Source organism: Paraburkholderia sediminicola (assembly GCF_046026855.1).
GTDB classification, from domain to species: domain Bacteria; phylum Pseudomonadota; class Gammaproteobacteria; order Burkholderiales; family Burkholderiaceae; genus Paraburkholderia; species Paraburkholderia sediminicola_A.
In genome coordinates this window covers 1-19,473 of sequence record NZ_JAQQET010000029.1, presented here as the reverse complement: position 1 = coordinate 19,473, position 19,473 = coordinate 1, and the positions used below count along the sequence as shown (strand labels likewise).

Genomic DNA, 19,473 nt, shown 5'->3' with positions numbered 1-19,473 from the left:
GATGCAGTCAAGCAAACGCTAACCAATCAGGCTGCAACGAAAACAGGCTCCTGCACGGAGCCTGTTTTTTTATGCCAGCGCCCTTTTTAAGCCCCCGCTGACGCTGGCGCCCTCACCGGCTCATGCTGCGCCAGCAGTACCGAACCCGCGAACAGCCGGACGATGAAACGCTCCGCGTACGCGACCAGCGCTTCCCGGCGCGCGGCATCCCCATCGATGTACTCCGCCGACAAATGAAACAGCTGCAACACGATCTGCGTGCAGACTTCGTCGACGGTTGCGCGGGCGAGCGTCGGCATCAGTTCCAGTTGCACGACGTCGTCCGCCATTTCCGCCGACACCTCGTGAAGGTTCGCCCGCACCGCTTCACGCAGCGCCGGCGACGTGCCGTGATACTCCACCAGCGCGCTCAGAAACGCCTCACGGTTCTCCAATGCAAACGCAAAGAACGCCATGCACGCGCGACGCGGCACGCTCTGCGGCTCGTCGTGCGCGGCCAGCCAGCGCTCGCGCCGCAACATCGGCCGCAGGCGGCGGCTCACCGATTCGACTGCCTCGCGCGCCAGGTCGTCGAGCGTGTCGAAATGACGGTAGAACGTGTTGGGATTCAGCCCCGCCTCGCGCGCCAGTTCGCGCAGGCCCAAGCTTGCAAAGCTACGCCCGCCCGCGGTCAGACGCAACGCGGCTTCGATCAGCTTGCGCTTGCCTGGCGGGAGATCCTGCCCGGAAAAAGCGCCATGGTCGGCGGCGGACGCCGCTTCGGGTACAAGTTTCATGAGCTTTCAGTCAGAGCCTGGCTCGTGCGTTTAATAGTCGTACTCTAAACGATCTTGACGCGAAGTGTACAGTTGTCTACTCTGCGCGTTATGCTGGTGTAGACATATGTAGACACCCGAATTTTGCCTGCCCCCGGAGACCCCTCGTGACGCCTGCCCCGTCTGCCCAACCCGCCACGCCACGCATCGCCATTGTCGGCAGCGGATTTGCGGGCATCGGCATGGCGATCCGCCTCCTGCAGATGGGCATCACGTCGTTCACGATTTACGAGGCCGCCGGCGATATCGGCGGCACGTGGCGCGACAACACCTATCCCGGTGCGGCCTGCGATGTGCCGTCGCATCTGTATTCGTTTTCATTCGAGCCGAATCCGGCGTGGTCGCGTGCGTTCGGCGGCCAGGCGGAGATCTTCGCTTACCTCAAGCATTGCGCGCGCAAATACGGCGTTGATCGCTATGTGCGCTGCAATGCGAGCGTGGCCGCAACGCGTTTCGATCAAGCGCGGCAAACGTGGCAAGTCGAAATCGATTCGAACGGCGCACGCGAAACCATCGAGGCCGATGTAGTGATCGCGGCGAGCGGTCCGCTGTCGCGCCCGGCCATGCCGCAAATCCAGGGGCTCGATCGTTTCGAAGGCAAGCTGTTTCATTCGGCGCGCTGGGACCATGACTATCCGCTCGAGGGCAAGCGCGTCGCGGTGATCGGCACCGGCGCCAGCGCGATCCAGTTCGTGCCGCGGATCCAGCCGCGCGTCGCGCAACTCGAACTGTTCCAGCGCACCGCGCCGTGGATCATGCCCAAGCCCGACAAGCCGATCGGTCCGCGTGCGCATTGGCTATTCCGGCATTTGCCGTTTACGCAGCGCTTCGTGCGCAATGCGATCTACTGGCAGCTCGAATCGCGTGCGATTGCGTTCGTCGTCAATCCAAAGCTAATGAAGTTGCCGATGAAATTCGGCATGAGCTACCTCGAACGGCGCGTCAAGGACCCCGCACTGCGTACCAAGCTGACGCCGAACTACCGGCTCGGTTGCAAGCGCGTGCTGCTATCGAGCGATTACTTTCCTGCGCTCGGCCAGCCGAACGTCGACGTGGTGACGACCGGCATCCGCGAAATCGTCGCCGACGGCATCGTCACCGACGACGGCACGCATCATCAGGCCGATACGATTATCTGCGGCACGGGCTTTCAGGTGAATGACGTGGGCGCGCCGTTCGACGTGACCGGCCTCGACGGCGCCGATCTCGGCGCGATGTGGCTACGCGATGGGCCGGAGGCCTACCTCGGCACCAGCGTCGCCAACTTCCCGAACTTCTTCATGATCGTCGGCCCGAACACCGGGCTGGGTCACAACTCGATGATCTACATGATCGAGTCACAAGTGCGGTATATCGCCGATTGCCTGCGCGTATTGCGCCGACGCAAGGCGCGCACGATGAACTTGCGGCCCGACGTCCAGCGCGATTTCAATCAGCGTCTGCAGAAGGAAATGCAGCACTCCGTGTGGGTCAGCGGTTGCCATAGCTGGTATCAGACGAAGAGCGGTAAGGTCACTGCGCTGTGGCCAGGCTTCACATTTAGCTTTCGCAAACGCACGCGGCGTGTGCGGCCGCACGATTATCACTTCGCGCCTTAGAGTGGCGTGCGGCGGCCGAGGGGCCGCACGCGATGCGGTGCTGAGGCTGAGGCTGAGGCTGAGGCTGAGGCTGAGGCTGAGGCTGAGCAGAGACGATCTAACTCGAATTAAAGGGAGACAACAACCATGGCAAGCATCGAATCCGCGACGCCCGCATCAACAGCGCCACTACCGCCCCGCTCGCTCGCCGCGCGCCTCGGCATCACCAGCGTGCCGCGTGCCGAATTGCAGCGGCGCTACACACAAAGTGGTTCGAAATTCGTCAAGATTATGGGCGCCGACGTGCACTACGTCGATGAAGGCAGCGGCGACACGATCGTGATGATTCACGGTTTCGCGTCTTCGTTGCATACGTGGAATCGCGTCGCCGACGAGCTCAAGCGCGAGCATCGCGTGATTCGTCTCGATCTACCGCCCTTCGGCGTGACCGGACCGTTGCGCTCGAGTTCCGGTGAAATCGAGACGATGAATCTGCCGACCTACCGGCGTTTCATCGATACGTTCATGCAGGCGCTCGGCATTTCGCGCGCGACGCTGATCGGCAACTCGCTCGGCGGCCTGATTTCGTGGGATTACGCGGTACGCCATCGCGAGGCCGTCGAACGGCTCGTCTTGATCGACTCGGCCGGTTTCCCGATGAAACTGCCGATTTATATCGGCCTCTTCAATAGCGCACTGGTGCGGGTCAGTTCGCCCTGGTGGCTGCCCGAAGTCATTATCAAGAGCGCAGTGCGCAACGTGTATGGCGATCCGCGCAAGATCGATGCGGTGACGCTGCGACGTTACGTCGAATTCTTCCACGGCGAGGGCACGCGTGAGGCGATCGGCAAGATGGTGCCGACGCTCGACTTCAAGGACGTCGATACCGACGTATTGAAGACGCTGAACGTACCGTCGCTGGTCCTGTGGGGTGCGAAGGATCGCTGGATTCCGACTGCACACGCAGCCGAATTTGCGAGCCGCATTCCTGGTGCGAAATCGGTGATGTACCCGGGGCTCGGTCACATTCCGATGGAAGAAGCGCCTGAGCGCGTGATGGCCGATCTGCAGGCGTTTCTCGGCGCGAGCACCATGGGTGCCTCGAATGCTCCCGTTGTCGAGGGTACGCGCAGCGCGCCCGGCTGACCCTGGCTTTTTCCAGCTGATTCACCTGTACGCGCGCACGCGGCGCGCGTCCTTCCAGCACGTCCTCGTAGCACTTCCTCGTAGCACTTCTTCCCAGCGCACGCGCTTCAGACACCTCATCCCGGCATCCTCACCCTCCCCCTAGCAGGCGCAGCAAGCTCCAGAGAAACTTGCAGAGCATCACGATCAGCTCCCACAGGTGATAGAGCTGTTGCCAGCCCGAAACGCGCGCGAAAGAGTCGATCATGGATTGCCGGTGGCAGAAAAGAATGGCTGCGAAGTTGCAGGCTGAACGCACATGATAACGACTGGCTGGGGGATACTCCGTATCAAGTCCCTGGCAAGCTTGCCGTAAACGTGTCGAGAAGACGCGACATCCACAGTGGGTGATCACGCCAATTGACTGCGCCAACCGCGCCATCATGGAGACCAGCATGACGCGTTTCAGCTTTCGCCGGGCCGGCCGTTCACAAACGGTCGTTGGCGATATTGCCGCGCAAGCCGGCAAACTGGGAATTGAAATCTGCGACGTATCGGGTCACGTCGAGGAAGTTGCCGCGCGCGTGCAGCGCCAGGCGCAGGTTTGCCGCGCACTGCGCGAGTCTGCCGCACAGACGCTCGCGGGCAATCATCGCATTGCCACTGCCGCACGCGAAATGCGTAGCGTGTCGGCCGAGGCCGCGACTGGTGTGCGGGCGTCGCAGCAGACGCTAGAGGCGTCGCTCGCCGACATCCACGGACTGGTGGAAGGCGTGACGGTGATCGAGAGCCAGATTGGCGCGTTACGCAGCGCATTGGCGCATGTGAGCCGCGTCTCCGAGGAAATTTCGCTGATCGCCCGCCAGACGCATTTGCTGGCGCTGAACGCCGCGATCGAAGCCGCGCGCGCCGGCGACTCCGGCAAGAGTTTCGCGGTGGTGGCCGCCGAGGTAAAGAACCTGTCGGCGAAGACGGCCCAGGCGACTGGCCAGATCGAGACCACGCTCGCGCAACTCACCCGGCAGACCGAGCAGTTGATCAACGAGGGTTCGGTGAACACGGCGCGCGCACATCGGGTACGCGAAGGCACCCGCAAGATCGGCGACGTCGTGCATGCGACGGGCGATGCGATCACGCAGCTCAACGACGAGGCTGGGCAGATCGCCACGTTGACTGGCGAGATCGAAACCCAATGCAACGGACTCGAAGCGCAGGTGCTGGAAATGGCGAGCGGCGTCGAGGATTCCAGCGAAAACTTCGCGCAGGCGAAGAACCGGTTGGGGAATTTGCTCGGTGTGTCCGAGACGTTGATCGAGTTGACTGCGGCAACGGGGGTCGAGACGACGGATACGCCGTTTATCGAAGCCGTGCAGCAGGCCGCGGCTGCGGTGTGCAAGCTATTCGAAACTGCTGTCGCTCGGGGCGAGGTGTCGATTGAGGATCTGTTCGATCAGCATTATTTGCCCGTTGCAGGAAGCAATCCGGCTCAGTTCGTTACCCGGTTTACTGCTTTTACTGATCGGGTTTTGCCCGCTATTCAGGAGCCGTTACTCGGGCTCGATCCGCGCGTGGCGTTCTGCGCCGCCGTCGATGTGCGTGGTTATCTTCCGACTCACAATCTGAAGTTTTCTTTGCAGCAACGCGAGGATGTGGTCTGGAATACGGCTAATTGCCGGAACCGGCGAATGTTCGACGATCGCACCGGGATTGCGGCTGCGTCGCATACCAAGAAGTTTCTGTTGCAGACTTATCGTCGAGATATGGGTGGTAGGCAGTTTGTTTTGATGAAGGACGCGTCAGCGCCTGTGTTTGTTGCCGGCAGGCATTGGGGTGGGGTTCGGATTGGATATAAGGTTTGAGGTTTTCTTTTTTGCCTGTGCGGCGCTTGTTTGTCTGTTTGCCTGCGGCGTTTGTATTTCGGTGATCTGGGTTCTTTGGCCTTTCCTTGCTTTCTTAATGGTCTATTAGCGTCGCCCCTGTGCGGGGCAGGCACCTACTTTTCTTTGCCTGCTGCAAAGAAAAGTAGGCAAAAGAAAGCAGCTCAAACCGCTAGCTCATAAGCAGGTCCCCTGGCTTGGAGGGGGTAGTGACGCATCTGGAATCTGTGCCCTCGCACACTCCACGTTCGTGACAAGGCAGTCATCCTTCCGGCGGCGCTGCGCGCGCCGACGCGCACTTCTGAAAACCGATTGCTGTGTTTTCGTACCCACGCTTCATCCGGCATTTCCCCGAGGCGAAGCCGATGGCCCCGCCGCCACCCAACGAAGCCCCAAGTCTCAAAACCGATTGCTGTGTTTTCGCGCCCACGCTTCATCCGGCATTTCGCCGAGGCGAAGCCGATGGCCCCGCCGCCGCCCAACGAAGCCCCGGGTTTCCCAGGTATACCCATCCACGACGCACGCAGTGCGGAGTGGGCGCTGATGAGTGCTTTGTCACTACGGTTGAAGGTGCGAGGGCACGGATTCCAGATGCGCCACTGCCCCCTCCAAGCCGGGGGACCCGCTTAAGAATTAGCGGTTTGAGCCGCTTTCTCTTGCTTACTTCTCTTTGCGGCAGGCAAAGAGAAGTAAGTGCCCGCCCCGCACAGGGGCGACGCTAATAGACCACCAAGAAAGCAAGGAAAGGCCAAAGAACCCAGATCACCAAAATACCAACACCACAGACAAACAGACAAACAAGCGCCGCGAAGGCAAAAACCCCACTTACACCGCCATCACAGCCCTCTTCCTCTCCGCCCGCTGCATAAAATAATTAGCAACCACAACACCAACAGTAACAACAGCAATAAAAAGCGTAGCCAACGCATTCATCTCAGGATTCAACCCAAGCCGAACGCGAGAGAAAACAACCAGCGGCAGTGTCGTCGACCCAGGTCCGGACAAAAACGCCGACAAAACCAGATCGTCGATCGACAAGGTAAACGACAACAGCCACCCAGAAACCAGAGCCTGCGAAATCAACGGCAACGTAATGAAGAAAAACACCCTAAGCGGCGTGGCCCCAAGATCCAGCGCGGCTTCCTCAAGCGAAGGATGCAACTCCTTCACACGTGACTGCACGATGATGGCCACGTAAGAAATACACAACATCACGTGCCCGATCCAGATCGTGAAAATGCCACGCCCGGCGGGCCATCCCAACCACTTGGCCATTTCGATGAACAACAGCAGCAACGAGATCCCCTGAATCACCTCGGGAATCACCAGCGGCGCATTGATCATCCCGGTGTAGAGGGTAAAACCACGAAACCGCCCCATGCGGGCCAAAACAAACCCGGCCCATGTACCGATAATCACCGAAGCAAACGCCGTCAGCAACGCCACGCGCAACGACAACCACGCAGCCGCGATCAGCTCATCGTCCTGCAACAACGCCGCATACCAGCGTGTAGAAAACCGCGTCCATACTGTGACCAGTTGCGATTCGTTGAACGAATACACAATCAGACTCACGATCGGAATGTAGAGAAACAGAAACCCGATCCCCAAGGCAATGAACTGCAAAATCCGGTTCGGCTTCATCAGCGCCTTTCCTCCATCGCCTTCGCCTGCGCATACTGGAAAAACGCCATCGGCACCAATAACAACAACACCATCGCGCACGTCACGGCAGACGCCATCGGCCAATCGGCATTGTCGAAGAACTCATTCCACATCACGCGGCCGATCATCAGCGTGTTCGCGCCACCCAGCAATTCCGGAATCACGTACTCGCCTACCGCCGGAATGAACACCAGCAAACAACCGGCAATGATGCCGTTCTTCGACAACGGCAAGGTGATCTGCCAGAACGCCCGCCACGGCTTCGCGCCAAGGTCATAAGCGGCTTCCAGCAGAGTCATGTCCATCTTCACCAGATGCGCATACAGCGGCATCACGAGGAACGGCAGATACGAATACACCATGCCGATATAAACCGCGGCGTTCGTGTGATAAAGCTCGATCGGCGTATGGATCAGCCCGATCGACATCAGGAAATTGTTCAGCAAACCATTGTTCTTCAGGATGCCGATCCATGCATACACGCGAATCAGAAACGACGTCCAGAACGGCAGCATCACAGCCATCATCAGCAGATTGCGGCTCGCCGGATTCGATCGCGCAATGTAGTACGCCATCGGATAACCGATCAGCAAACACAGCAACGTGGAGATGCCCGCGACCACCACCGAATTCACATAAGTCGCGAAGTACAGGCTGTCGGTCAACAGAAACGCGTAATGCGACAGGTCCAGCGCGACGTGAATCACACCATCTGTGTACGTGGTGAGTTCCGTATAGGGCGGAATGCCAAGCTGCAAATCCGCGAAGCTGATCTTCACGACCAGCAGGAACGGCACGAGGAAAAACAGCAGCAGCCAGATGAACGGCCCGGCCACCACCGCGGTGCGGCCGGTCAGATTGAAACGGCGCACCGGCCACGACGCGAGAGAACTGATCGAGCGCTTCATGAGGTCAGTACCACGCCGGCCGATGCGCTCCAGCGCACATATACTTCGTCGCCCCAGGTGGGCGGATCGATCTCCGTCAACGCCAGGCTCGTTACGTTGGCGATCACCGTTTTGCCGGCGTCGAGCTTCACGTGATACAGCGAATAGCCGCCCATGTATGCGATATTCGTGACGACACCCTTGCCCCAGTTGTACGCACCTTCAGGCGGCTTGCGCGTGAGCGCGATGCGCTCGGGCCGCACCGAGATCGTCACCGGCATGCCGAGCGGCCCGGTAATGCCGTGGCTCACGTACAGACGCACCGGCAGATCGGACGTTTCGATGAACACGTGATCAGGTTCGTCTTCAACGACGTTGCCGTCGAACAGATTGGTCGAGCCGATGAACTCGGCCGAAAAGCGGCTGTTCGGATATTCGTACACTTCGTGTGGCGTGCCGAGCTGGATGATCTCGCCTTCGCTCATCACCGCGAGGCGGTCCGCCATGGTCATGGCCTCTTCCTGGTCGTGCGTCACCATCATGCAGGTCACGCCGACCCTGTCGAGAATGTTGACCAGTTCGATCTGCGTGCGCTGGCGGATCTGCTTGTCGAGCGCGGACATCGGCTCGTCGAGCAACAACAGCTTCGGCCGCTTGACGAGCGAGCGCGCGAGCGCCACACGCTGCTGCTGGCCGCCGGAGAGCTGATGAGGCTTGCGCTTCGCAAAGCGGCCCATCTGCACGAGATCGAGCGCAGTCTGCACGCGGTCTTTCAGTTCCGCCTTCGGCACGCCTTCCTGCTTCAGGCCGAAGGCGACGTTGGCCTCGACCGTCATGTGCGGAAACAGCGCGTACGACTGGAACATCATGTTGACCGGCCGGCGATAAGGCGGCAATTGCGCGAGGTCTTCGCCGTCGATCAATATCTTGCCCGACGTGATCGATTCGAGGCCGGCCAGCATGCGCAACAAGGTCGATTTACCACAGCCGGAACTGCCGAGCAGCGCGAACAGCTCGCCCTTTTTCACCGACAGGTTGACCCCTTTGACCGCTACGGTCTCGCCGAACTTCTTCACGATGTCGACGATCTGGACGAAATTCGCTCCTGCGTCGTCCACTTCGACGTTCAGACCCGGGGACGGTACGGCGTCCCCGGCCAGCGCGCCCGACTGATCACTACTCATCACAATGCTTTACTCCGGCGTTTGACGAACAAAGCCCCCGGTGGGCACCGAGGGCTTCATGTTGAACCATACCCATTCACTCTGGCCGCGGATCAGCGGCCGGACTTGAATTCAGTCCACAGCCGCGTTTGCAGCCGCTGGATTTCCGGCGGCAGCGGCTTCAGCAGGAACAGCGTCTTGATGACTTCGGGCGACGGGTACACGGCCGGATCGTTCGCCACGTCCTTATCCACATACTTGCGCGCTTCGACGTTGGCACTCGGGTAGTAGACAGCGTTGGTAATCGCGGCGTGAACCTGCGGCGTTTCGATGTAGTTGATCCACTCGAGCGCGGCTTCCTTGTTCTTCGCGTCCTTCGGAATCGCCATCACGTCGAACCAAACCGGCGCACCGCCCTTCGGAATGTAGTACTCGACCTTGTACGGCTTTTTCGCTTCGGCCGTGCGATGCTTGGCGATCACGACGTCGCCCGACCAGCCGTACGCGAAGCACACGTCGCCGCCGACCAGATCGTTGATGTAGCCCGACGAATTGAACTGCGTGATGTACGGGCGGATCTTCTTCATCATCTCGAGCGCGGCGCGGTAGTCGGCCGGGTTCGTGCTCATCGGATCGCGGCCGATGTAATGCAGCGCGGCGGCGAACATCTGGTCCGGCGCGTCGAGCACGGACACGCCGCAGGCTTTCAGCTTCGAAATGTTTTCCGGCTTGAAGAGGACGTCCCAACTGTCGAGCGGCACGTTCTTGCCGAGGAGCTGCTGCGCCTTGGTGACGTTGTAGCCGAGGCCGGTCGTGCCGTATGCCCAGGGTACCGTGTACTTGTTGCCCGGATCGGCGCCCGCCACGAGGGCCATCAGCGACGGATCGAGGTACTTCAGGTTCGGCAGCTTCGATTTGTCGAGCGGCGCGAAGATGCCGGCGGCGATCTGCTTGCCGGCGTAATTGCTGGTCGGCACGACGATGTCGTAGCCGGAATTGCCGGTGAGGAGCTTGGCTTGCAGCGTGTCGTCGCTATCGTAGTTGTCGTATTTGACCTGGACGCCCGTCTGCTTGGCAAAGTTCGGAATAGTGTCCTTGGCGATGTAATCGGACCAGTTATATACGTTCAGCTGCGTATCTTTTGCAGCGGCCGTCAACCACGGCGTTGCGCACAAGACCAGCGCCGCCACCTGCCCCACTACCCGTCTTTTCATCCCGTTCTCCGATCCTGACCGGTCCGAGCCGATCGTCTTCACTCATGCCGCAGCACACCGCACGCGGCTCCCCTGAAAAACCCGAAAACTACCATTAATTATTGCGCGCACCCAAAAAAACGCCGGGCTGTCGCGCAAACGGTACAGCGTAAGCCGTGCCGCTACAAAATGGGCGCAATTTTAGCGGGTTATCGGCGCCTGTCTACCCGAAAAAAACACCAGTGGCGGCCTTGCCGTTATCCCGTTGTCAAGTTGCACCGGTCTCGCCGCAGCCGGTTCGCATCGGGGCGGGAGCAGGAGGCTATTTTTCGCGAATTTTATGCCGTACGGCTAAGCTTCGATGCGACCGTAAGCCACTCGTCGCGCCACGGTGCACAATAGCTCTGAAAGACTCGAAGACGGCGCGGCGCGAATCATGCAGGCGTGCTTTGGCCTCACTGCGTCGCGTGCCGGATCCGCTGCGGGCACGTCGCTTGCAAGCGGGCGCAGTCTTAAACCTGCAGGCATCGATGAACACGAATCCGTCCGCGTTGCGACCCAACAGCCGCCGGCGTCTACCCGGAGACGGGCCGGCGCGCCCGGCACACTGGTTTTCGTTCGTCGGCGCCGGGGCGCTGATCGCGGTCGGCTATATCGACCCGGGCAACTGGGCGACAGCACTCGGCGCCGGCGCGGGCTACGGTTATCAGTTGCTAAGCATCGTGCTGCTGGCGAGCCTGATGGCGATGCTGCTGCAGTGGCTGTCGTCGCGGCTGGGCGTCGTCACCGGCCGAGACCTGGCGCAGGTCTGCCGTGAACGCTCGAGCCGCCGCGTCACCCTCTTCCTGTGGCTGACCAGCGAGGTCGCGATCATTGCGTGCGACGTCGCCGAGGTGGTCGGCAGCGCCGTCGCATTGCAATTGCTGCTCGGTGTCTCGCTGACGGTCGGCGTGCTGATGTCGGCTGTCTGCACCTTCGCGCTGCTGGCGCTCCAGCAGAAAGGCGGCCGCAAGCTCGAGGCAGTGATCGCGGCGCTGATCGGCTTTGTCGGGCTGTGCTTCGTGATCGAGCTGGCGCTGGCGCGGCCCGACTGGCATGCCGCGCTGGCCGGCACCGCGCCGAGCCTCGACCTGCTGCGCAACGTGGGCATGGTGTGGCTGGCGGCGGGCATTGTCGGTGCGACAGTGATGCCGCACAACCTGTATCTGCACTCCGCGCTCGTCAAGCACCATGCGCCGGAAGGCAGCGACGCCGAGATCAAGGCCGCGTTGCACGTTGTGAATCTGGACACCTTCGGCTCGCTGTCATTTGCCTTCGTCATCAACGCGGCGCTGCTAATCGTGGCGGCGGCGGTGTTTTACGCGAGCGGCCATCGCGACGTCACCGATCTCGCCGACGCCCACCGTCTGATCGCGCCGCTCGTCGGCACGCATTGGGCCGGCATCCTGTTTGCGGCGGCGCTGCTCGCATGCGGCCTGAGCGCGACCGTCACGGGCACGCTGGCCGGTCAGGCGGTGATGGAAGGATTTCTGCGCCTGCGCCTGCCGCGCTGGAAACGCGCGCTGCTCACCCGGGCGCTGGCGATCGGGCCGGCACTCCTTGCGGTGGCACTGTTCGGCCAGCACGGTTCCAATCAACTGCTGGTGGCAAGCCAGGTGGTGCTGAGCCTGCAATTGCCGCTCGCGGTCGTGCCGCTGATCCGCTATACGTCGGACGCCAGCCTGATGCGCGGCTGGCATGTGCGCGGCGTGCCACTCGCGCTGGCGTGGCTCTCGGCTGCGTTCATCGTCATGCTCAACGGCGCGCTGTTGTGGCAGTTGGCGTTCGGTGGATGAGGCGGTTTTCCGGCTGCTCCTTGCATTCAGTTTGCGGATGAAGCCGGTTTGTAAGTATTCTCTGAGTAATTTCCGATAATAAGCGATGCCGCTCGACGCCCCTGCTGGCCGTCTCGCTCGCGCTTCTGCTCTCTGGACGACAGCCCATGCGCTTTCACGCTTCGCTTGCCCGCCTCGCCCCCAACACATCGCCTCAAAGTCACCACGCCATCCCGCGCATTTCATGCGCCTCGCTCCTGTCCACGTTCGTCGCCGTCGCCGCCTTCGCCTCCTTCCCAGGTGAGGCCCGTGCAACGGTCGCGATGCTGCAACCCGCGCGCGTCGCTGCGGCTAACGAGCCGTTGCAAATCACGCTGCTCTACTCCGCCGACGACGCCAGGGCCCTCACCATCACCGTCCCGCCGACTATCCGCGTAACCGTGAACGGCGCCGAACAGTCGCCGCAGCCGCTCGACCTGCAGCGCGAGCCGGGCGTGCCCGACACGCTGCATCTGCGGCCGGGACAGTTCCGCAAGGTGCGTTTCTCGGCGCCCTGGCCGCAGTCGGCACGCGGCGAAGTGCGGATCGATCCGGTGGGCTTCGACGCGTCGCCGGCGCTCGTCGCGATCAATCGCGGGCCGCAACAGGACGCCGTCGCCCAGGCAGAACAGGCGGAAAGCCAGGCAAGCACGCCGGCACAGGCCGCCGAAACGGCCGCGGCAGTCGGTGGTCCAACGGGCGACGCAATGTCGCCTCCCGGCGATTCGCTCTCGACGACCGGACGCGGTGTGCTCTCGCACGTCTCCTACTACGAGCCGATGTACTTCGCTGCCGGCCACAATGGCGACACGAACGCACGGCTGCAATTGAGCTTCAAATACCGCATCCTGATGCCGGACGATCTGCGCTCGAAAGCTTTCCTCGACAACCTGTACTTTGCCTACACGCAGACCTCGATCTGGGATCTGTCCGCCGATTCGCGGCCGTTCCGTGACACCACCTACTCACCGCAGCTGTTCTACTACGTGCCTGACACGGGATGGCACAGCCCGTTTTTCACGCGTATGGGTTTTGCGGCGGGCATCGCGCATGAATCGAACGGCAAGGCGGGCACTGACTCACGCAGCATCAACATGCCCTTTATCCGCCCGACATGGGAATTCGGCGATCTGACGGGCAACCATCTGACCATCTCGCCGAAAATCTATTACTACCTCGGCACGAGCAACAATCCTGATATCGCCGACTATCGGGGCTACGTCGATCTGCTGGTCAAATACGGCAGCCCGGACGGCTGGCAACTCGCGACCACGCTGCGCAAAGGCACCAAACACTGGTACGGCAGCATCGATTCGCAATTCACCTATCCGCTCGCCAGGCTGCTCGGCAGCAAGTGGGGCGGCTATATCTGGGTGGGGTATTTCAACGGCTATGGCGAGGATCTGCTTGACTACAACAACCGGCAACACTGGATGGCGCGGATCGGGTACAGCATTGCGCGCTGAGGGAAAGGATTCAGATCGCGGCGAAGTCGGCAACGGATACTGCCAACCGACCATGCATTTGTGCCACGGCAAGCGCAACGCCGAGGCGCGATCGCCGCATCGGTTAACATAGCGGAACTTCGCTTCTCCGCCCCAAGGTTTCCGATGGCTTCGAATCTCCACGATCTTCCTGACAGCCCGTGTATCGGTGTCTGTTCCACGCTTTTCGACGAGGTCTGCAAAGGCTGCGGCCGCACCGCCACCGAAGTGTCCAACTGGGTGTTTCTGAGCGACGAAGAAAAGCGCGCCGTATGGGTACGCATCGAGCAGGACGGCACTGCCATGCGTTTCAGGAACGACAAACTGTAGTCTCACGGCTGCGCGGCCGCCCGTATCGGCCCTGCTGCCGGAAAACCCTTTTCCCTATTGGGATTGCAATAAAAAAACGCCGGACATCCCGGCGTTTTTCGTTGTGAGCGCTGTTTCTCAGGTACGGAATTCAGAACCGCATACCGACACCTAAACCGACCACAACCGGATCGATATTCAGCCGGCCGAGCGACTGACCGCCAAGCGAAGCGTCGGTATGCATCCAGATCTTCTTGATGTCCGCGTTGACGAACAGCGACTTGGTCACCTGCACGTCCACACCGGCCTGCAACGCGGGGCCAAAGCTGTGGTTGGTGATCGAAATCGGCTGACCGCCTGCGTTCAGGCCGTTGTTGTAGAACAACGTGTAGTTCAAACCTGCCCCGACGTACGGACGGATGCGCCCCGCGTGGTTGAAGTGATATTGCAACAGCAGCGTGGGCGGTAACACGTTCACACCACCAAGACTACCGAGACTCGAAGTCAATTGATGGCGCGACGTGCCGAGAATCAGCTCGACGCCGAGGTAATCGCGGATCATGTAGGTCAGATCCAGCTCCGGCACGGTGGCGTTGTTGACGCCCACGTTGAGCGCCGACAACGACTGGTTGGTCCCCACGTTCGGCATGATGCTGATTGCGCGCAGACGCACCAGTACGTCGCCGGCGTGTATGCCGTTCATCGGGTCCTCGCCGGCAGCCTGCGCCTGCGGAGCCAGCGCGCCCGCGCATAGCAGGCACGCGGCGATGGCGGTGGTCTTGATCCTGTTCCTTAACGAGTGCTTCATGTGCTTCCCCGAGTGTTTGTTTGCCTGCGGGGATTGTCGAAGGTCTCGCCAGGCTTCACGTTGACCCGTATCAACCAAGCGAGAACGCCCATCGCCCTGCGACAGCGGGTCGCGTCGCGCCGGTCAGGAGCAGTTCAATCAGATCGTGAACGCTGCGAATCGCCGTGCCGAACGGCAAGGCTTCGCGGCCACGGAAGAACAGGCCGTTGGCCACGTCGCCGCGCAATGCCGCGGCAAGCCGCGTATCGATACAGAAGTGGCCGAATTTCTCCACACCGTCGCGCCATCCACAGACGCTGAGACATTCGAGCGCGGTCGGACAAACGTGTTTGAGCGCGCCAATCTTCTCGCGGATTCTCGTTTCATGACGCAAGTAACGCATCAGCCACGGCGTCTTGACGGCGCGCGCGGGCAACCCTGTCACGCTGACGAACTCGACGATGTCGTCGGGCGTCGCTTCGGCCAGCACGCGCTTGAAGTTGGGATGCGCATCGCCTTCTTCGGTGACGGCGAACGGCGTGCCGAGTTGCACACCGCCGGCACCGGCGGTCAGTAACGCGCGCACGGCTTCGTGGCTATTGATGCCGCCCGCGACGATCAGCGGCACGTCTTTGTGGCTCAAACCGAGCGACGTAAATACCGCTTCGAGCTCCTCAAGCACACGCAGGAAATCGAAGCGCGGGTCGTGCAGATCGGCGATGTTGGTTACGCCAAGATGGCCGCCTGCGTGGGCCGGATGCTCGATCACGACGGCGTCGGGCAAACGGCCTTTTTTCATCCATTTCTTCAGCACCAACGCGACGCCGCGGCTATCCGACAGGATCGGGATCAGCGCGATGTCGTGGCCCTGGGTCATGTCAGGCAAATCGAGCGGCAGGCCCGCACCCATGACAATGGCATCGGCGCCGTTTTCGCAGGCGACGCGCACGTAATCTGCTTGCGCGTTGACGGCTTTCATCACATTCACGGCGATCATGCCGCGGCCGTCGCTGAGTACTTTGGCGGCGTGGATTTCACGCGCCAGTGCGGTCAGGTTCGCCTGTTCGAGCGTAGCCCGATCAGGGGACTGCCGGCAGAGTTCGATCAGATCCTGGTGATGATGGCGCAGGTCAATGCTGGCGATAGTGCCGAGTGCGCCCTCGCGGGCGACGCTGCCTGCCAGCCGATGGGCCGAAATGCCGACGCCCATGCCGCCTTGCACGATCGGAAGCAGCGAGCGGCCACGGATAACGAGCGGCGGGAAAGAATGAGAGGTGTGCATTGACGACCCGATGGATAGACTATCGAAACGGTGATAATCGATCGTTGAGCGCAGCTTGGGTTGCTTTGGGTCAATGAACCTGTCGACCGGTTTGGTTTTCAGTCTGACCAGTTGATGTTGGTCACTTCACAGTGAGATTTATGATTCTTTCCTTGCGGCACCGGGGAGTCTGCAGGTCTGCGGCGAACGGACGGACAAACCAGAGCGGGTATTGAAGTCGCGCACCCATGAAAAAAGCCCGCTTCGAAGAAGCGGGCTTTGTTTTTGCTTTACGCTACACCGTGAAGTGAGGAACGTTTACTGCACACCCTGGCTCGTCAGGAACTCTTCGTAGTTGCCGCCGAAGTCGTTCAACGTGCCGTTGGTCTTCACTTCGATGATCCGGTTCGCGAGGCCGCTCACAAACTCACGGTCGTGCGATACGAAAATCAGCGTGCCTTCGTACTTGTCGAGCGCGATCTGCAGCGATTCGATCGATTCCATGTCCATGTGGTTGGTCGGCTCGTCCATCAGCATCACGTTGTGGCGGCCCAGCATCAGCTTGCCCCAGATCATGCGGCCCTTCTCACCACCGGAGAGCACCTTGACCGACTTGCGGATGTCGTCGGCATTGAACAGCAGACGGCCGAGCGTGCCGCGCACCATCTGCTCGTCGTCGCCTTCCTGGCGGTAGCCGTCGATCCAGTCCATCAGCGTGAGGTCGTCCGGAAACTCTTCGTACGTATCCTGCGGCATGTAACCGATGTTCGCATTTTCGGCCCACTTCACCGTGCCGTGATCGAGCGCAAGCTTGCCGAGCAGCGAGCGCAGCAGCGTGGTTTTACCCGCGCCGTTCTCGCCGATGATCGCGATACGCTCACCCGGCTGCACGCTGATGCTGAAATCGTTGAAGATCGAGCGCTCGTACTTCTTCGAGATCTTGTCCGCCACCACCGCGATGTTATGCAGCTTCTTCTCGTATTCGAAACGGATGAACGGGTTCTGCCGCGACGACGGCTTGAATTCCTCGATCTTGATCTTGTCGATCATCTTCATACGACTGGTAGCCTGGCGCGCCTTCGACTTGTTCGCCGAGAAGCGGCGCACGAAGTCCTGCAGGTCGGCGACGCGTTCCTTCGCCTTGGCGTTGGCGTTCTGCTGACGCTCGCGCGCCTGCGTGCTAGCCAGCATGTAGTCGTCGTAATTGCCCGGATAGACCTTCAGCGTGCCGAAGTCCATGTCGGCCATGTGCGTGCAGACCTGGTTCAAAAAGTGACGATCGTGCGAGATGATGATCATCGTCGAGTTGTACTGGTTGAGCACGTCTTCCAGCCAACGGATCGAGTTGATGTCCAGGTTGTTGGTCGGCTCGTCCAGCAGCAGCACGTCCGGCTTTGAGAACAGTGCCTGCGCGAGCAGCACGCGCAGTTTCCAGCCCGGTGCGACGTTGCTCATCGGGCCGTTGTGGTCTTCGATCGCGATGCCGATACCGAGCAGCAGTTCGCCCGCGCGCGCTTCGGCGGTGTAGCCGTCGTACTCGGCGAACTTCGCTTCGAGTTCGGCGGCGTGCATATAGTCGTCGTCAGTCGCGTCGGGGTTCGCGTAGATCGCGTCGCGCTCGTTCATGGCGGCCCACATTTCGGCGTGGCCCATCATCACGACGTCGAGCACGCGCACGTCTTCGTACGCGAACTGATCCTGGCGCAGCTTGCCGAGGCGCACATTCGGTTCGAGCATCACGGTGCCGGAGCTCGGTTCCAGATCGCTACCCAGAATCTTCATGAAGGTCGACTTGCCGCAACCGTTCGCACCGATCAGGCCATAGCGGTTCCCTCCCCCGAATTTGACAGAGATATTCTCGAAGAGGGGCTTTGGCCCGAATTGCATGGTGATATTGGCGGTAGACAGCACGACACGTCCTTTGAATGTGATATCGGCGAACAACCTAACATTTTAGCAGGTTATCGCGAATTCAACCCACGCACGCGCCGTGCTCCCGCGTTTTGACGCCGCTTTCACGCTGCGTTCACACGCGGCTCACTTCTTCAGGGCGCCTTCTAGCCGCCGCGCGGCGTCTGCAAAACGTCGATGAAGGCCGACAGATCGGCTTCTGCAAACCCCATCGCCGCACCGAGTCGCAGCAGTTGCTGGACCGTCGACGAGACCGGCATCGGCGTGCCAGTCTCGTGCGCTGTCGCGGCGACCGTGTCGACGTCCTTCTGGAACGTACGGAATGCGCCGATCGGTGTGAGGCCGCTTTGCGTCATGCGCGGCACGAAAATCTGCAGCAGTACGGAATCCGCCCAGCCGCCGGCGAGCCCTTCAGTCAATTTGGAAGCGTCGATGCCGCTGCGTTGCGCCAGGCTCACCGCCTCGGCGATCGCCGCCACGGTCGCGGTGACGATGGTCTGATTGCAGAGCTTGGTAGTCTGCCCCGCACCGACCTCGCCCATATGCGTGACGCGGGCTGAATACGCACCGAGGAGCGGCGTGACCGCCTCGACGTCCACTGCCGCGCCACCGGCCATGATCGCGAGCGTCCCTGCGGTCGCGCCCGCTACACCACCGGATACCGGTGCATCGATCCAGCCGACGTTTGTGGTGCCTGTGCCTGTGCCTGTGCCTGTGCCTGTGCCTGTGCCTGTGCCTGTGCCATTAGGTTGTCGCCCTGGCCCACCCTCGCCCGTAGCCGCAATCGCACCTTCCACCGCGGCCGTAGCCACCGGCGCCGCACGTTGCGCGAACGCGCGCGTCGCGGCCGGCGGAATGCTCGAGTGATCGACGATCCAGCGCACGCGTCTCGGCGCAACGGCATCCACACTCAGTAGTCCCTCGGCACCGAACACCGTTTCTTCAACCGCCGCCGCATCCGCGACGCACAGCAGCACCGCCTCGCATCGCGAGGCCAGTTCGCGCGGTGTATCGACCACCTTGGCACCGTCCGCCAACAACGCTTCCGCCTTGGCCCGTGTGCGATTCCAGACATGCACGGTATGCCCCGCGCGCAGCAGATGCCGGATCATGGGCGCGCCCATCAGGCCAGGACCGCAAAAACCAATTTCCACTTTCAAGCCTCATCAGGTTTCAGATTGAGTTGCGCGGACATCATAACGGCCTCGCCTCATCTCGCATATCGGGCACGCGATGTGCGAGATGACTAACCCATACGAGCGACGTCAACGGCAATCCATTGCCTATACTTTTTTCACACCAACGAAGATCAAAGGAGGAAGTCCATGTCAGAACACGTCTACAAGCAAATCGAACTGACCGGCTCATCGACCAAATCGATCGACGACGCAATCAGCACCGCAATTACAAAAGCGTCGAAGACGCTGCGCAATTTGCATTGGTTCGAGGTAACGGAAACGCGGGGCCAGATCGAAAACGACAAGGTCGCCTACTGGCAAGTGACCATCAAGGTCGGCCTGCGCATCGACTAGCGCTTCGCCTGAGACATATTCAACACATCATCTG

Annotated in this window: 17 protein-coding genes; 7 read left to right on the top strand and 10 right to left on the bottom strand. The window is 61.0% G+C overall.

Translation table 11 applies throughout. From position 1 onward, the window contains the following. Positions 1-86: 86 nt before the first annotated feature. The gene (locus tag PQR40_RS27570; protein ID WP_408510254.1) at positions 87-776 is read right to left on the bottom strand and encodes a TetR family transcriptional regulator; all 690 of its coding nucleotides are present in this window, start codon (positions 774-776) and stop codon (positions 87-89) included. 146 nt (positions 777-922) lie between these two features. Here PQR40_RS27570 and PQR40_RS27565 point away from each other — a divergent pair, with 146 nt between their 5' ends. Both PQR40_RS27565 and PQR40_RS27560 read left to right on the top strand, forming a co-directional pair. Beyond that, complete coding sequence (locus PQR40_RS27565; RefSeq protein ID WP_408510253.1) at positions 923-2,413, top strand: flavin-containing monooxygenase; 1,491 nt, start codon at positions 923-925, stop codon at positions 2,411-2,413. A 126-nt stretch (positions 2,414-2,539) separates the two neighbouring features. Next, on the top strand, positions 2,540-3,538 hold the full coding sequence (locus PQR40_RS27560) for an alpha/beta fold hydrolase (RefSeq protein ID WP_408389048.1): 999 nt from the start codon (positions 2,540-2,542) through the stop codon (positions 3,536-3,538). A gap of 130 nt (positions 3,539-3,668) precedes the next feature. Here the strand turns inward: PQR40_RS27560 and PQR40_RS27555 are convergent, their stop codons facing one another. Further along, positions 3,669-3,974, bottom strand: coding sequence for a hypothetical protein (locus tag PQR40_RS27555; RefSeq protein ID WP_408389136.1), 306 nt, complete (start codon positions 3,972-3,974; stop codon positions 3,669-3,671). Between PQR40_RS27555 and PQR40_RS27550 the strand changes: the two genes are divergently transcribed. Next, the gene (locus tag PQR40_RS27550) at positions 3,973-5,376 is read left to right on the top strand and encodes a methyl-accepting chemotaxis protein (protein ID WP_408510252.1); all 1,404 of its coding nucleotides are present in this window, start codon (positions 3,973-3,975) and stop codon (positions 5,374-5,376) included. The two genes, PQR40_RS27555 and PQR40_RS27550, sit on opposite strands and share 2 nt — an antisense overlap. Before the next feature lie 843 nt (positions 5,377-6,219). On the opposite strand, the gene PQR40_RS27545 is transcribed toward PQR40_RS27550, so the two are convergent. The 4 genes from PQR40_RS27545 to PQR40_RS27530 all read right to left on the bottom strand — a co-directional run bounded on the left by PQR40_RS27545 (position 6,220) and on the right by PQR40_RS27530 (position 10,323). Continuing rightward, positions 6,220-7,038, bottom strand: a complete 819-nt coding sequence (locus PQR40_RS27545) for an ABC transporter permease subunit (RefSeq protein ID WP_408335808.1) — start codon at positions 7,036-7,038, stop codon at positions 6,220-6,222. Further along, complete coding sequence (locus PQR40_RS27540; protein ID WP_408335811.1) at positions 7,038-7,967, bottom strand: ABC transporter permease subunit; 930 nt, start codon at positions 7,965-7,967, stop codon at positions 7,038-7,040. The genes PQR40_RS27545 and PQR40_RS27540 overlap by 1 nt, the downstream gene beginning before the upstream one ends. Further along, positions 7,964-9,130, bottom strand: coding sequence for an ABC transporter ATP-binding protein (locus tag PQR40_RS27535; RefSeq protein ID WP_408335814.1), 1,167 nt, complete (start codon positions 9,128-9,130; stop codon positions 7,964-7,966). Before PQR40_RS27535 ends, PQR40_RS27540 begins: the two co-directional genes overlap by 4 nt. Before the next feature lie 92 nt (positions 9,131-9,222). Further along, complete coding sequence (locus PQR40_RS27530) at positions 9,223-10,323, bottom strand: polyamine ABC transporter substrate-binding protein (RefSeq protein WP_408223399.1); 1,101 nt, start codon at positions 10,321-10,323, stop codon at positions 9,223-9,225. Positions 10,324-10,832: 509 nt separating this feature from the next. On the opposite strand from PQR40_RS27530, the gene PQR40_RS27525 reads away from it, so the two are divergent. The 3 genes from PQR40_RS27525 (at position 10,833) to PQR40_RS27515 (ending at position 13,969) form a co-directional block, all read left to right on the top strand. Further along, positions 10,833-12,137 (top strand): Nramp family divalent metal transporter, encoded by a 1,305-nt coding sequence (locus PQR40_RS27525; RefSeq protein WP_408335820.1) that lies wholly within the window; start codon positions 10,833-10,835, stop codon positions 12,135-12,137. A gap of 146 nt (positions 12,138-12,283) precedes the next feature. Next, positions 12,284-13,621, top strand: a complete 1,338-nt coding sequence (locus PQR40_RS27520; protein WP_408510251.1) for a phospholipase A — start codon at positions 12,284-12,286, stop codon at positions 13,619-13,621. Between the two features lie 144 nt (positions 13,622-13,765). Continuing rightward, complete coding sequence (locus PQR40_RS27515; RefSeq protein WP_408223405.1) at positions 13,766-13,969, top strand: DUF1289 domain-containing protein; 204 nt, start codon at positions 13,766-13,768, stop codon at positions 13,967-13,969. A gap of 130 nt (positions 13,970-14,099) precedes the next feature. Here the strand turns inward: PQR40_RS27515 and PQR40_RS27510 are convergent, their stop codons facing one another. The 4 genes from PQR40_RS27510 to PQR40_RS27495 form a co-directional block, all read right to left on the bottom strand. Next, positions 14,100-14,756, bottom strand: a complete 657-nt coding sequence (locus PQR40_RS27510; RefSeq protein ID WP_408223407.1) for an OmpW/AlkL family protein — start codon at positions 14,754-14,756, stop codon at positions 14,100-14,102. A 70-nt stretch (positions 14,757-14,826) separates the two neighbouring features. After that, positions 14,827-16,017 (bottom strand): NAD(P)H-dependent flavin oxidoreductase, encoded by a 1,191-nt coding sequence (locus tag PQR40_RS27505; RefSeq protein ID WP_408510250.1) that lies wholly within the window; start codon positions 16,015-16,017, stop codon positions 14,827-14,829. 297 nt (positions 16,018-16,314) lie between these two features. Further along, positions 16,315-17,907, bottom strand: a complete 1,593-nt coding sequence (locus PQR40_RS27500) for an ABC-F family ATPase (RefSeq protein ID WP_408335828.1) — start codon at positions 17,905-17,907, stop codon at positions 16,315-16,317. Positions 17,908-18,053: 146 nt separating this feature from the next. Continuing rightward, positions 18,054-19,061, bottom strand: a complete 1,008-nt coding sequence (locus tag PQR40_RS27495) for an NAD(P)-dependent oxidoreductase (RefSeq protein ID WP_408510249.1) — start codon at positions 19,059-19,061, stop codon at positions 18,054-18,056. Between the two features lie 171 nt (positions 19,062-19,232). Here PQR40_RS27495 and PQR40_RS27490 point away from each other — a divergent pair, with 171 nt between their 5' ends. Then, positions 19,233-19,439 (top strand): dodecin, encoded by a 207-nt coding sequence (locus PQR40_RS27490; RefSeq protein WP_074283352.1) that lies wholly within the window; start codon positions 19,233-19,235, stop codon positions 19,437-19,439. The last annotated feature ends 34 nt before the right edge of the window (positions 19,440-19,473 follow it).